This is a genomic window from Streptomyces sp. NPDC029138 (assembly GCF_055564375.1).
On sequence record NZ_JBVHWM010000041.1, the window covers coordinates 1 to 12106 of the forward strand.

The window sequence follows — 12106 nt, forward strand, 5'->3', positions numbered from 1 at the left end:
ATCAGCGAAGTGATCCCGGTGTTCTCCCGTAAGCCGATGTTCGGCTACATGGGTCTGATCGCCGCGACCATCGCGATCGCCGGTCTGTCCGTGACCGTGTGGGCCCACCACATGTACGTCACCGGCGGTGTGCTGCTGCCGTTCTTCTCCTTCATGACCTTCCTGATCGCCGTCCCGACCGGGGTGAAGTTCTTCAACTGGATCGGCACCATGTGGAAGGGAAGTCTGTCGTTCGAGACGCCGATGCTGTGGGTGATGGGTTTCCTCGTCACGTTCGTCTTCGGCGGTCTGACCGGCGTCATGCTGGCCTCGCCGCCGATCGACTTCCACGTCTCCGACTCGTACTTCGTGGTGGCCCACTTCCACTACGTGGTCTTCGGTACGGTCGTCTTCGCGATGTTCGCCGGCTTCCACTTCTGGTGGCCGAAGTGGACCGGCAAGATGCTGGACGAGCGCCTCGGCAAGATCACCTTCTGGACGCTGTTCATCGGGTTCCACGGGACCTTCCTGGTCCAGCACTGGCTGGGCGCGGAGGGCATGCAGCGCCGGATTCCGGACTACCTCGCGGCCGAGGGGCTCACCACGCTCAACACGGTCTCCTCGGTCTTCTCGTTCCTGCTCGGTTCGTCCCTGCTGCCGTTCTTCTACAACGTCTGGAAGACGGCCAGGTACGGCAAGCCGGTCGAGACCGACGACCCGTGGGGCTACGGCCGCTCCCTGGAGTGGGCGACCTCCTGCCCGCCGCCCCGGCACAACTTCCTCACCCTGCCGCGCATCCGCAGCGAATCCCCGGCGTTCGACCTGCACCACCCCGACGTCCCGTCGCGGGAGCCGGAGTTGACCGCGCGGTGACGGCCCACGACGAGCGGGACCTGGTCCGGCAGGTCGAGGGTCATCTGCTGCTGGTCGCCGCGCGGGAGGAGGGCCGTACCGCCGCGGTACGGCTCAGCTCCCGGCTGGGCTGGCTCACCGACAGCCAACGGGAGGACGTGGAGCGGCAGTTCGAAGACGAGTACCTGGCGCTGGCCCGGCGCTCGTGGCACCGCACGGCCGAGCGGGCGCAGGAGCTGCGGCAGGCGTACGAGTCGCGCTACCGGGCGCTGCGCCGCCGGCTGCTGGCCTGCTGTGTGCTCGGGTGCGCGGTGCTCGCGGCGGCGGCCCTGGTGGTGTCCGCCGCCGCGTAGGGCCGCCGGTCAGGCCCGGGACCACTTCTGGTTGGCGCCGCCGTTGCAGTCCCACAGCTCGGCCCGGGTGCCGTTGCCGATCGTGTTGTCGTACACGTCGGCGCAGCGAGCGGACTGGGTCCCGACGAGCAGGGTGGCGTCGGTGCCGGGCAGCGGGCGCACGGTGAGGGTGCCGAGGGCCGGACCGCCGGTGAGGACGACGGAGTTGGCGGTCCCCCGAGTGAGGTGGGCCTGGACCGAGACCGTGTCCTGGGTGGCGCCGGTGGGCGGGAAGGACACCGTCGTCGGGGTCTGGCCGTTGACCTGGACGGTGCCGGTGACGGCGGCGGAGCCGGCTTGGTGTAGGCGATGTCGGCCACGTCGAGGCCGGTGCGCGCGGCGGTCACCCCGGTGTACTGGCCGGGGGCGGACGCGGTGTGGTCGCTGCTCGCGGCCTCGGCGCCGCCGATCCTCACACGCCGCCCCCGGGGCGCGCCGGTCCCGGGCGGGGACGGCGCCTCGCTCCGGGGCGGCGGCGCGCTGGACCGGCTGTCGGGCTGACGGGGCGTCAGCCGGGGGTGAGCACCATCCGGAAGCGGGCGCCGCCGGAGAGCATCTTCTGGTACGCCTCGTCCGCGTCGTCCAGCGGCACGTTCTCGGTCATGGGGCGGATACCGTGCAGGGCGCTGAAGGCCATGGTGTCCTCCACTTCCTGCGAGGTGCCGGCCGGATGGCCGCGCACGACGCGGGCGGCCATGAGCAACTGGGCCGGGCTGATGCCGAGGGGTGCGGTGTCCGCGCCGATGGCCACCAGTTCGCCCCGGTGGGCCAGGCCGTCCACGGTGGCCGTGATGGCCTCGGAGTTCCCCGCGGTGGCCAGGACGACCTTGGCGCCGCCGAGGGATTGCAGCGCCTCGGCGACCGGGGTGCCGGAGGTGCTGTCGACGTAGTGGTGGGCGCCCAGTCGCTTGGCGAGGTCGGCCTTCCCGGAGCCCCGGGCGATCGCCACGGTCTCGAAGCCCATGGCCACGGCGTACTGCACGCCGAGGTGACCGAGGCCGCCGATGCCGAGCACCGCGACCAGGTCACCGGGCCGGGCGGAGCTGCGCCGCAGTCCGTTGTACGTGGTCACGCCCGCGCAGGCCATCGGCCCCGCGTCGCTCGGGGCGAGCGCCTCGGGAATCCGGGCCAGGGCGTCGACGGGTGCGATCACCTTCTCGCCGAAGCCGCCGTCGTAGGCCCATCCGGGGACCTTCAGGTTCTGGCACACGATGAAGTCGCCCTCGCGGCAGGGCGTGCAGTGGCCGCAGCTGCCGCCGAACCAGCCGACGGCCACCCGGTCGCCCTCCTGCCAGCCCCGCTCCCGCACGCCGTCACCCAGTTCCTCCAGGCGTCCGGCGATCTCGTGTCCGGGCACTTCCGGGAACGACACGCCCGGTAGTCCGCCGCTCACGAAGAGAGCGTCGCTGTGGCAGACCCCGCACGCTTCCACGGCGATCCTCACCTGGCCGGGTCCCGGCTGCTGGACCTCGCGTTCGACCAGTTCGAAGGTGCCGTTCGGAGCGGTGACCTGCGCGGCTCGATAGGTACTCATGGCTCTCTCCGGGAACGGGTACGACAGCCCCCACAGACCCAGCAGAGCAGCTTCGGCCCGATCCCGCGCGCCGAACGGACCGTACCCCCGTTCACCTGCGGGGCCCGGTTCCACAAGCCCTGTGTCAGGCGCCGGGCCGCCAGCCCTCCGGCCGGAGCATTCCCAGCAGCAGCCGGACCAGCTCGTCCACCACCTCGTCCAGTGTGGCGTCCACCCAGCCGGCGCTCCAGTCGTGCAGCAGGCCGTTGACGCTGCCGATGAAGGCGGTGGCCGCCAGGCGGTAGTCGCGCGGCGCCGCCTCCCCGCGGACGACGGCCGCGTCCGCCTCGGCGCGGATCAGGTCGACCCAGCGGGCCCGGCGGGCGAGGCGCTGCTCCTCCAGCCGGGGGCTGACGCCGATGATCTCCACGAAGGCGATGCGGATGCGGCGCGGGTCGCGGGTGACGCCGTGGGCATAGGCCCGGAAGAGCACGGTGGCGCGCTCGGCCAGCGGCAGCCCGTCCGCGTCGGCGAGGGCGTCCAGGACGGCCTGTTCGGCCCAGCCGTTGACCTGGAGGTGGAGTGCGGCGAGGACGTCCTCCAGGGTGCGGAACTCCTCGTAGAACTGGCGCGTGGACAGGCCCGCGGCCTGGCTCAGCGCGGCGACCGTGGTGGCTCGGTAGCCGGGGGTGTCACCGAAGAGCCGCAGTGCCGCGTCCAGGAAGCGGCGGCGGCGCTCGGCCTGCCGTTCCTCGGCGGACCGGCCGCCGTAGCGTCCCGTCGGCGCTCTGAGCCTGCCCTCCACGCGTCCCCCTCCGTCACCCGATCCTCCCAATCTTGTCGTGCACACATCTTGTCGAGAAGGCCGCCCCCTCCTTACTTTTCAGTAAGTTCACTGTGAAAGCACCCGTGTTCAGATTCCCCCGAGGAAAGAGAGCCGTCATGGCTGCCTCCAGAACCAGGCACCTGTGCTCCGTGGCCGCCGCCCTCGTCCTGACCGTCGCCGCCCCGGCGACCGCCGCCTCCGCAAGCTCCGCCGCCCCCGACGGGCTGCGCGAGGTGCTGTTCGTCGGCAACAACTGGGACGGCGCCGCCGATGTCATCCGCTCCTCCGGCGACTTCGCGAAGATCGGCCGGATCAACGTCATCCCGGACAAGGACGCGCGGATGGCGGAGATCAACGCGGACCCGATCAAGTGGATCTACTTCCAGGCGATCCGCAACAGCGTCGGCGAGGGCCACGACCAGTTCGCCGACGACATGTACTCCACACCCGACGGCAGGTCGGTGGTGGTGTCCCGGCCGAGTTTCGCGGACGTCGTCTCGCTCGACCTCGCCACCGGGAAGGTCAACTGGCGTTTCCCGGTGGCCGGTTACCGCGCCGACCACATGGCGGTCTCCCCGGACGGCACCCGGGTCGCGGTCTCCGCCTCGACCGCGAACACCGTGCACGTCCTGGACATCGACACCGGCAAGCAGCTCGGGTCGTTCGCGACCGGCGACAAGCCGCACGAGAACATCTTCACCAAGGACGGCAAGTACATCTGGAACATGTCCATCGGTGACGTCAACACCGACCTGGACAGCCCCGGCTGGGACTGGACCAAGGGCGACCGGCACATCACCGTCGTGGACGCGACGACGTACAAGCAGGTCAAGGTCGTCGACATGCGGCAGCGACTGGACGCGTTCGGGCTGAAGGACTTCTCCGACGCGGTCCGCCCGGCCGTGTTCTCCGCCGACGAGTCCAAGCTGTACTTCCAGGTGTCGTTCTTCAACGGCTTCCTTGAGTACGACGTCGCCACCGACAAGATCACCCGGATGAAGACGCTGCCGAAGAACCCGGCGACCAGCGAGGACCGCACCACCTGGGTCAACGACTCGCGGCACCACGGCATCTCGATGAACCCCGAGGGCACCAAGCTGTGCGTCGCGGGCACCATGGACGACTACGCGACCGTGGTCGACCGGGCCTCGCTCCAGGAGGGCCCGCTGGTCACGACGTCCAAGCCGTACTGGGCGACGGTCAGCGGGGACGGCAAGGACTGCATCGTCTCCGAGAGCGGCGCCGACCAGGTGACGGCGATCGACTTCGCCACCGGCAGGAAGGTGACGTCGGTCCCGGTCGGCGACCACCCGCAGCGCGTCCGGCTGGGCCATGTCCAGGCCGACTGGACGGGTCCCAGCGGGAGTTGACGCTCCACCGAGCCGTGGCCTCCAGGGTGCCCCACTCACTCCGGAGGCCACTTCTCCGCCGTCAGAAGCGCGCCGCCGCCCACGCGGACAGCTCGGCCTTCGCCGCGCTCAGCAGTTCCGCGGAGGGCGCCGTGGCGTGGTTGGTGACCAGCGCGTAGTGCGGGACACCCGAGTCCGTGTCGGTCAGCAGCAGCCGGCGGCTGCCCGTGCCGCCGGGCTCCGGGGCCACGCCGACCGGGGTGGCGGCGGTGTACGCGGGCGGGGCGTACACCGTGCCGAGGTCGGAGACGACCGTGGTGGCGGCGGACGGGAAGGACGCCGGCAGGTGGAGTTCGGTGGGTGCGGTGCCGCCGCCGGAGCGCCACACCAGCAGCCCGTACTGGCCGGAGCCGACCAGTTTCGCCACGTTCGGCAGGGAACCCGGCACCGGGTTCCAGGTGAGGGTGGTGGAGCCGTCGCGGGAGCGGTCCTCGTAGGTGAAGGCGAGGGTGGTGCCGGCCGTGGCGCTCGGGTAGACGCGGTCCAGGAGGCGGGCGTCCTGGCGCAGGGTCGCCTTCCCGGAGTCGTCGAGCCGTACGGCGGAGAGGTCCTCGTCGTTCCAGGCGTCTCCGGAGGTGAGCACTTTGCCGGGGTTGCCGTTCATCAGCTCGTGGTGCCGCCCGTTGTAGAGGTCCCACTGCCACTGGGTGCCGGACAGCACCGGGCCGGAGGAGGCCGGGGCGGTCCACCAACCCGCCCCTTCGAGACGGGAGTCGAGGGCCTGGTACATGGCCTTCAGAACGGTCGGCGCCTTGTCGGACACCGTGCCGGACAGGGGGTGGCCGAACTCGCTGACCATGGCCGCGGTGCCGGCGGCCGAGGCGCGGTCGCGGACGGCGGCGAAGTCGCCGGCGTACTGGCCGTCGGCCGCCTTGCCCCACATCAGGATGCCGGAGATGGCCTTCTGGTCGTAGAAGTGGGTGTTGAAGACATAGCCCGGGCCGAGCGTGCCCGCGTCCAGCAGGCCGCCCTCCTGCTTCTGTGTGGAGATGTTGGCGTTCCAGAAGAGGTTGGGCTCGACGAAGGCGGGCTTGTCCTGCCAGCCGGCGGCGTCCATGCGGGCGCGGAACCTGACGTAGAACGGCCAGAGCAGATCGCGTTCCCAGGTGCGGGAGGTCTGCCCGGAGTCGTAGCTGCCCACATACGGCTCGTTGTACGGGTCGAAGCCGGTGATGCCCGCGAACTCCGCGCTGTCCAGGTGCTGTTTCAGGTAGGCCATGGTGGTCCGGGCGGTGGCGAGGAAGGCGTCCTGGAGGCCGTGGGTGTTGTGCCAGAAGTCGTACTGGGCCCTCTGCACGACCGCGTTCTGGGTGATGTTCTGGCCCCAGAACAGACAGATGCCGCAGGACTCCTTCGGGTAACTCCCCGCGTCCACGGCCCACTTGGGGGCGCCGTCGCCGGTGTACCAGCTGCCCGCGTCGAACAGGTACCGGGAGTACAGGTCTTGGTGGAAGTCGGGGTAGACGCGGATGCCGGCGTCCAGGAACGCGCGGATCTGCTCGGTGGCGGCGGCCAGATAGGCGGTGTCCACCTGGCCGCGCACCGGTTCGGCGTGCGCCCAGGAGAGCAGGAAGCGGACCGCGTTGCCGCCGCCGAGGGCGCGCAGCGCGGCCGCGGACGTGCGGGCGTCGGCGACCGAGGCGAACGGCAGGCCGCCGTTCTCCTCCAGTTTGGTCTCGCCGGAGACGTTGTAGCCGCGCAGGACGATCTCGCGGCCCTGGCCGTCGGTGAACCGGCCGTCCCGCACGGTCAGCGGGGCGCCGTCGAACCAGAGGGAGTCGGAAGGGGTGGCGGCGGTGGCGGGCGGCACTCCCGCCACCGTCAGGAATCCGCAGAGGACGACCAGGACAGCCAGCAGACGTACCCGGATGTTCGGCATGTCCACCACAGTCCGACGGGGTGCGGGCAGCGTCAATAGCTTCTGACTTGTCAGTAAGTTGACTGTGAGTCAGCTGCCGGTGACCGGCTCACTCGCCGATGCGCCGCGTCACGTTCAGCAGGTACTCCTTCCGGTTCAGCGGGTTGTGGTCGGTGCGCGGACGTTCGGGGACCGTGCCACGGGTGACCGGCGCGTAGTGGTCGAAGGCCGTCTCCAGCTCGCCCTCGCCCCGGGTCAGTCCCGGCAGCCGCTGCTCCAGCGCGTGCACCCGGGCGGCCGGCACGGTGCCCTCCAGGACACAGGCGGCGCCGTGCGTGCCGGTGGTCTCCGGTACGGCGCCGAGCCGGGCCAGCACCGGCAGCAGTGCGCCGAGGGCGTCGGCCGGCGCCTCCAGGCGGAAGCGGTGCATCGGCTCGTGCACCAGGGTGCCGGCCCGGCGCAGCGCTTCGATCAGGACCAGCGGGGTCAGGCCCCGGAAGTCGTGACCCGTGCTCGACATGCTCTTGTCGAAGCCCTGGTGCGCGTGGCTCTGCCGGGGCGAGTAGCCGGAGTGGGTCATGGTGACCGTGCAGTCGGTGACCTGCCAGCCGTGCAGCCCCTGGCCGAGCGTCTCCCGGACGGTGTCCTCGACCGCCTTGAAGAAGGCGTACGGCATCGAGCCCAGCTCCACCTCCAGCCGGAACGCCACGCCCGAGTCGGCCGGGGCGGGGTCGACGCGCAGGCCGACCGTGGCGAGGAAGGGGTTGGCGTCCTTCTTGTTGAACTCGACGGCGTGCCCGGTGCCGACCGGCCGTTCCACGCACAGGGGCGTCGTCTCGCGGAAGGTGACGTCCAGGCCGTACTCGTCGGCGAGGGTGGCCTGGAGGACCTCCTTCTGCACCTCGCCGTAGAGGGACACGGAGGTCTCCCCCCGCAGCTCGTCGTGGCGGACGCCGATGAGCGGGTCCTGTTCGGCGAGCTGGGTGAGCGCGAGGTGCAGGGAGCGCCGGTCCGCGCCGGGGCCGGGGACGACGACCGTCTCCAGGGTGGGCGGCGCGAAGTGGTGCTCGTACGACCGTCCCGGCCTGCCGAGCGCGTCGCCGATCCGGATGCCGCCGAGGCCCCACACCTTGACGATGCGGCCCGCGCCGGCGCTGTCCGCGCGGGTGTCGGTGCCGTGGTCGAAGAGGGCGAGGGCGGTGACGCGGCCTTCGCCTCCGGTGGTGGTGTGCCCGGTGCCGGTGCCCTTGCGGCCGTCTGTGCCGGTGCGGGTGCCCTTGCGGCCGTCCGCGCCGGTGCGGGTGCGCAGGTGGCCGTCGCCGAACGGGACGCGGTCGCGGACGCGCAGGGTGCCGGAGAACAGGCGGGCGTAGGCCACCTTCTCCCCCGCCGGTCCCCGCTCGACCTTGAAGACCGTGCCCGACAGGGGGCCGCCCGGGTCGCCGGCGGCGGTGGGCAGCAGGCGCTGGATGCCGTCGACCAGCTCGGGCACGCCCGCGCCGGTGATCGCGGAGCCGAAGTACACCGGATGGACGGAGGCGGTCCGGGTCTGTGCCGCCAGGGCGCGGCGCAGCCGGGCCTCGGGGACTGCGCCGTCGAGACAGGCGGCGAGCAGGCCGTCGTCCTGGTCCGCCAGTGCCTCCAGCGCGGCCGGGCCGAGGCCGGGCAGGAAGCGGGCGGCGCGCGTACCGAGTCCGGTGGTGGCCCCCGTGGGGACGAGCGGTACGGCGAGCCGTTGCGCCATCTGGCGGAGCACGGCTGTGTCCCGGGCGCCCCGCCGGTCGATCTTGTTGACGAAGACCAGGGTGGGGATGCGCAGCCGGCGCAGGGTGCGCATCAGCACGCGGGTCTGCGCCTGGACGCCTTCGACGGCGGAGACGACCAGGACGGCGCCGTCCAGCACGCCGAGCACCCGCTCCACCTCGGCGATGAAGTCCGGGTGACCAGGGGTGTCGATGAGGTTGACGGTGACACCGTCGAGCGGGAAGGAGACGACGGCGGACTTGATGGTGATGCCGCGCTGCCGCTCCAGCGCGAGGGTGTCGGTGGTGGTGCTGCCGGCGTCGACGCTGCCGATCTCGTCGATCACTCCGGCGGTGTGCAGGAGCCGTTCGGTCAGGCTCGTCTTACCCGCGTCGACGTGGGCGAGGATTCCCAGATTGAGCAATGGCACGAAGCGTCATGTCCTTGAGAGAGTGGGCGATTCCTTCCGGGCCGGACATGAACGGTGCGCGCATGATCGCTCCTGGTTCTCTCGGGAACTCGACCGGTGCAGTGCAGCAGAACGGCCGCCGCACCGCCAACGGATTAACGTTCAACCAGATGCCGTGCCAGGTGTGAGCCGAGGAGCCGACGATGCGTGAGATTCTCGCGGTGCTGGACCGGTGGTACGCCGCCCGGGTGCCGTTCGGGCTGGCCACGGTCGTCGCGGTCAGCCGCAGCGCGCCGCGCGGGCCCGGCGCCGCGCTGGCGGTCGGCCCGGACGGCGAGGTGGTCGGCAGCGTGTCCGGCGGCTGTGTGGAGGGCGCGGTGTTCGAGCTGGCCCAGGAGGCCGTCGAGACCGGCGCGGCACGGCTGGAGACCTTCGGCTACAGCGACGAGGACGCCTTCGCGGTCGGGCTCACCTGCGGCGGTGAGATCACCGTGCTGGTACGGCCGGTGACCCCGGCCCGGGATCCGGCGTTCGGCGCGGTCGCCGCGTCCGTGGCGGGCGGTGAGCCGGTCACCGTGGCCACCGTGGTCGACGGGCCGGCGCCGCGCGGGGCCACCCTCGCGGTGTGGCCGCGGACCGCCGCCGGCAGTCTGGGGACTCAGGGGCTCGACGCGGCCGTCGCCGCCGACGCGCGCGGCGAACTAGCCCTCGGCGTGACCGGTCTGCGGCACTACGGCCCGCACGGGGAGCGCCGCGAGGACACCGTCACGGTGTTCCTCCAGTCCTTCGCGCCACCGCCGCGCATGCTGGTGTTCGGCGCCATCGACTACGCCGCCGCCGTGGCCCGGATCGGCGACTTCCTCGGCTACCGGGTCACCGTGTGCGACGCCCGGCCGGTGTTCGCCACGCCCCGCCGGTTCCCGGAGGGCGTGGAGGTCGTCGTGGACTGGCCGCACCGGTATCTGCGCGGCACGCACACCGACGAGCGAACGGTGATCTGCGTCCTGACCCACGACCCGAAGTTCGACGTGCCGGTGCTGCTGGAGGCGTTGCGGCGCCCGGCGGCGTACATCGGGGCGATGGGCAGCCGCCGCACCCACGACGACCGGCTCGGCCGTCTGATCGAGTCCGGCCTGACCGACCAGGAACTCGCCCGCCTGCGCTCCCCGCTCGGCCTGGACCTCGGCGCCCGCACACCGGAGGAGGTGGCGGTGTCGGTGGCGGCGGAGATCGTGGCCCTGAGATGGGGCGGCACCGGGACACCGCTGAGTGGGACGAGCGGGGCGATCCATCCTCGGGGGGTGGGGTGACGGGTTACCGGGGGGTGGGGTGACGGGCTTGCCGCGGCGTGCGCAGGGCGGGGGCCGACGGGGTGGTCTCGGTGTCCGTCGGTGTGCCGGCGGTGGTGCCGGCGGGTGCCCGGGTGCACAGGTTCATGATGCCGGCGGTGGTGTTGGACGCGCCGGACGCCGGCCGGTGCAGCAGCGCGGGCGGGACCATCGCGGTGTCGCCGCGCCGCCGTTCGGCCGTGGCGAGGGCCACCAGGGCCAGTACGGCGACGACGGCCGCCGCGAGCACGTCCGGGGCGGTCGCCCCGGACCGGCCGCCCTCGATGAAGGCGAACGTCGTCGCGAACAGGGCCGCCCCGCCGAGCAGCAGCCCCGGCAGGTCCAGCGGGCGGGCCGCCGTCTCCCGGCTCTCGCGGACGACGGCGAGGGAGCGGACCAGGGCGAGGAGCACGATCGGTACGTTGATCAGGAAGATCGCCCGCCGGCCCAGCCCGTCGGTGAGCGCGCCGCCGAGCAGCGGGCCCGCGGGCAGGGCGAGGCTGCCGATGCCGGCCCAGACACCGATGGCGCGGGCCCGCTCGGCCGGGTGGCGAAAGGCCCGGCCGATGACGGCCAGCGTGCCGGGGAGCAGCAGCGCGGCGCCTGTGCCCTGCACCACCCGGGCGGCGACCAGCACGGGCACCCCCGGGGCGAGGCCGCAGCCGAGGGACCCGGCGCCGAACACGGCCGGCCCGGCCGGCACGACCCGCTTGTGGCCGTACCGGTCCCCCGCCGTGCGGCTGGTGAGCATCACCGACGCGAGGGCCGGCGCGTATCCGTCCACGACCCACTGGAGGCCGCCGACGTCCGTGCCCAGGCCGGAGCCGATGGCGGGCAGGGCGACGTTGACGATCGTGACGTCGAGCAGCACCAGGAAGTACCCGGCGCACATGACGACGAGGACCGTGTACGGGGAACCGGCGCGCGAGGCGGGACGCACCGCGCGCCGCAGGAGCGTTGCCGGTGAGTGGGCGTGAGTGGGCCATACACCACGGCTACCAGCCGGCACTGACAATCCCCGCCGCGTACCGATGGGGGCGTGCTAGTCGGGGTCTCCGGCCACGCGCGCGTGCAGGTGCTGGTCGTGCCAGCCGTCGGTGTGCAGCAGAGCGCTGCGCTGGGTGCCCTCGTAGGTGAACCCGGCTTTCCCGGCGACCCGGCAGGACGCCGGGTTGGCGACCGAGTGGCACAGGGTCAGGCGGTGCAGACCGAGGTCGTCCAGGGCCCACCGGCTCAGCCGGCGCGCCGCCTGGACGGCGAGGCCCGCTCCGCGTGCCGGGGGCAGCAGCCAGTAGAGGACCTCGGCGGTGCCGGCGGCGAGGTCGACGCCGTTGAGTCCGGCGAGGCCGACGGCCGCACCGCCGTGCGGGGCGATGGCCCAGATGGCACCGGTCTCGGCCCGCCGGCGCGCGTGCAGGCGCTCGATCCGGGCCCTGGCCTCCGCGCGGTCGGCGACGGAGAACAGGTTCCACCTGCTGATGTCCGGGTCCTGCCCGGCGGTGAGCAGGGCGTCCGCGTCGGCGTCGGTCAGCTGCCAGGGCCGCAGCTCCAGGCCACCGGCCAGCGACAGCACAGGCTGATCGGGCTCGGCGAGGCGGCCCGGGGGGACGACAGCGGGTATGCCGGAGCTGGAGATCACCGGCGCATCCTGCCACAGCGGGGAGTTCGTCGGCGCGTCCGCCACAGCGAGGAATCACCGGCGCGTCCGCCACGGCGGGAATCCATCAACGCCCCCGCCCCACCGGGAGATCACCCGCGCATCCTGCCACAGCGGGGAGTTCGTCGGCGCATCCGCCA

At 72.3% G+C, this 12106-nt stretch carries 12 protein-coding genes; 5 read left to right on the top strand and 7 right to left on the bottom strand.

Annotation, left to right across the window (positions count from 1 at the left end):
* Both ACZ4WH_RS27460 and ACZ4WH_RS27465 read left to right on the top strand, forming a co-directional pair.
* Nucleotides 1–852, top strand: an 852-nt coding sequence (locus ACZ4WH_RS27460) for a cytochrome c oxidase subunit I (protein WP_468185270.1), incomplete at its 5' end; no start/stop codon positions are given.
* The gene (locus tag ACZ4WH_RS27465; RefSeq protein WP_468185272.1) at nucleotides 849–1184 is read left to right on the top strand and encodes a hypothetical protein; all 336 of its coding nucleotides are present in this window, start codon (nucleotides 849–851) and stop codon (nucleotides 1182–1184) included. The genes ACZ4WH_RS27460 and ACZ4WH_RS27465, both read left to right, overlap by 4 nt.
* A gap of 9 nt (nucleotides 1185–1193) precedes the next feature.
* Here ACZ4WH_RS27465 and ACZ4WH_RS27470 read toward each other — a convergent pair whose 3' ends face one another.
* On the bottom strand, nucleotides 1194–1463 hold the full coding sequence (locus ACZ4WH_RS27470; RefSeq protein ID WP_468185275.1) for a hypothetical protein: 270 nt from the start codon (nucleotides 1461–1463) through the stop codon (nucleotides 1194–1196).
* Between the two features lie 69 nt (nucleotides 1464–1532).
* Here ACZ4WH_RS27470 and ACZ4WH_RS27475 point away from each other — a divergent pair, with 69 nt between their 5' ends.
* Nucleotides 1533–1724: a hypothetical protein gene (locus ACZ4WH_RS27475; protein ID WP_468185278.1), complete on the top strand. Its 192-nt coding sequence runs from the start codon at nucleotides 1533–1535 to the stop codon at nucleotides 1722–1724.
* 7 nt (nucleotides 1725–1731) lie between these two features.
* Here ACZ4WH_RS27475 and ACZ4WH_RS27480 read toward each other — a convergent pair whose 3' ends face one another.
* Complete coding sequence (locus ACZ4WH_RS27480; protein WP_468185280.1) at nucleotides 1732–2757, bottom strand: alcohol dehydrogenase; 1026 nt, start codon at nucleotides 2755–2757, stop codon at nucleotides 1732–1734.
* A 124-nt stretch (nucleotides 2758–2881) separates the two neighbouring features.
* On the bottom strand, nucleotides 2882–3541 hold the full coding sequence (locus ACZ4WH_RS27485; RefSeq protein WP_468185283.1) for a TetR/AcrR family transcriptional regulator: 660 nt from the start codon (nucleotides 3539–3541) through the stop codon (nucleotides 2882–2884).
* Between the two features lie 137 nt (nucleotides 3542–3678).
* On the opposite strand from ACZ4WH_RS27485, the gene ACZ4WH_RS27490 reads away from it, so the two are divergent.
* On the top strand, nucleotides 3679–4932 hold the full coding sequence (locus tag ACZ4WH_RS27490; protein ID WP_468185285.1) for a YncE family protein: 1254 nt from the start codon (nucleotides 3679–3681) through the stop codon (nucleotides 4930–4932).
* Nucleotides 4933–4993: 61 nt separating this feature from the next.
* Here the strand turns inward: ACZ4WH_RS27490 and ACZ4WH_RS27495 are convergent, their stop codons facing one another.
* Nucleotides 4994–6850, bottom strand: coding sequence for an endoglycosylceramidase (locus ACZ4WH_RS27495; RefSeq protein ID WP_468185287.1), 1857 nt, complete (start codon nucleotides 6848–6850; stop codon nucleotides 4994–4996).
* An 88-nt stretch (nucleotides 6851–6938) separates the two neighbouring features.
* A complete protein-coding gene (locus ACZ4WH_RS27500) occupies nucleotides 6939–9002 on the bottom strand; it encodes a GTP-binding protein (RefSeq protein WP_468185290.1) in 2064 nt (687 codons plus the stop codon).
* A gap of 182 nt (nucleotides 9003–9184) precedes the next feature.
* Here ACZ4WH_RS27500 and ACZ4WH_RS27505 point away from each other — a divergent pair, with 182 nt between their 5' ends.
* Complete coding sequence (locus ACZ4WH_RS27505) at nucleotides 9185–10291, top strand: XdhC family protein (RefSeq protein ID WP_468185293.1); 1107 nt, start codon at nucleotides 9185–9187, stop codon at nucleotides 10289–10291.
* 4 nt (nucleotides 10292–10295) lie between these two features.
* Here the strand turns inward: ACZ4WH_RS27505 and ACZ4WH_RS27510 are convergent, their stop codons facing one another.
* A complete protein-coding gene (locus tag ACZ4WH_RS27510; RefSeq protein ID WP_468185295.1) occupies nucleotides 10296–11249 on the bottom strand; it encodes an MFS transporter in 954 nt (317 codons plus the stop codon).
* Nucleotides 11250–11351: 102 nt separating this feature from the next.
* Nucleotides 11352–11948: a GNAT family N-acetyltransferase gene (locus ACZ4WH_RS27515; RefSeq protein ID WP_468185298.1), complete on the bottom strand. Its 597-nt coding sequence runs from the start codon at nucleotides 11946–11948 to the stop codon at nucleotides 11352–11354.
* Between the last annotated feature and the right edge of the window lie 158 nt (nucleotides 11949–12106).

Excerpts from the sequence above, each read along its gene's own strand:
- ACZ4WH_RS27475 (WP_468185278.1), top strand. The coding sequence starts at position 1,533 with ATGTCGGCCACGTCGAGGCCGGTGCGCGCGGCGGTCACCCCGGTGTAC.
- ACZ4WH_RS27505 (WP_468185293.1), top strand. The coding sequence starts at position 9,185 with ATGCGTGAGATTCTCGCGGTGCTGGACCGGTGGTACGCCGCCCGGGTG.
- ACZ4WH_RS27490 (WP_468185285.1), top strand. The coding sequence starts at position 3,679 with ATGGCTGCCTCCAGAACCAGGCACCTGTGCTCCGTGGCCGCCGCCCTC.
- ACZ4WH_RS27480 (WP_468185280.1), bottom strand. The coding sequence starts at position 2,757 with ATGAGTACCTATCGAGCCGCGCAGGTCACCGCTCCGAACGGCACCTTC.
- ACZ4WH_RS27495 (WP_468185287.1), bottom strand. The coding sequence starts at position 6,850 with ATGCCGAACATCCGGGTACGTCTGCTGGCTGTCCTGGTCGTCCTCTGC.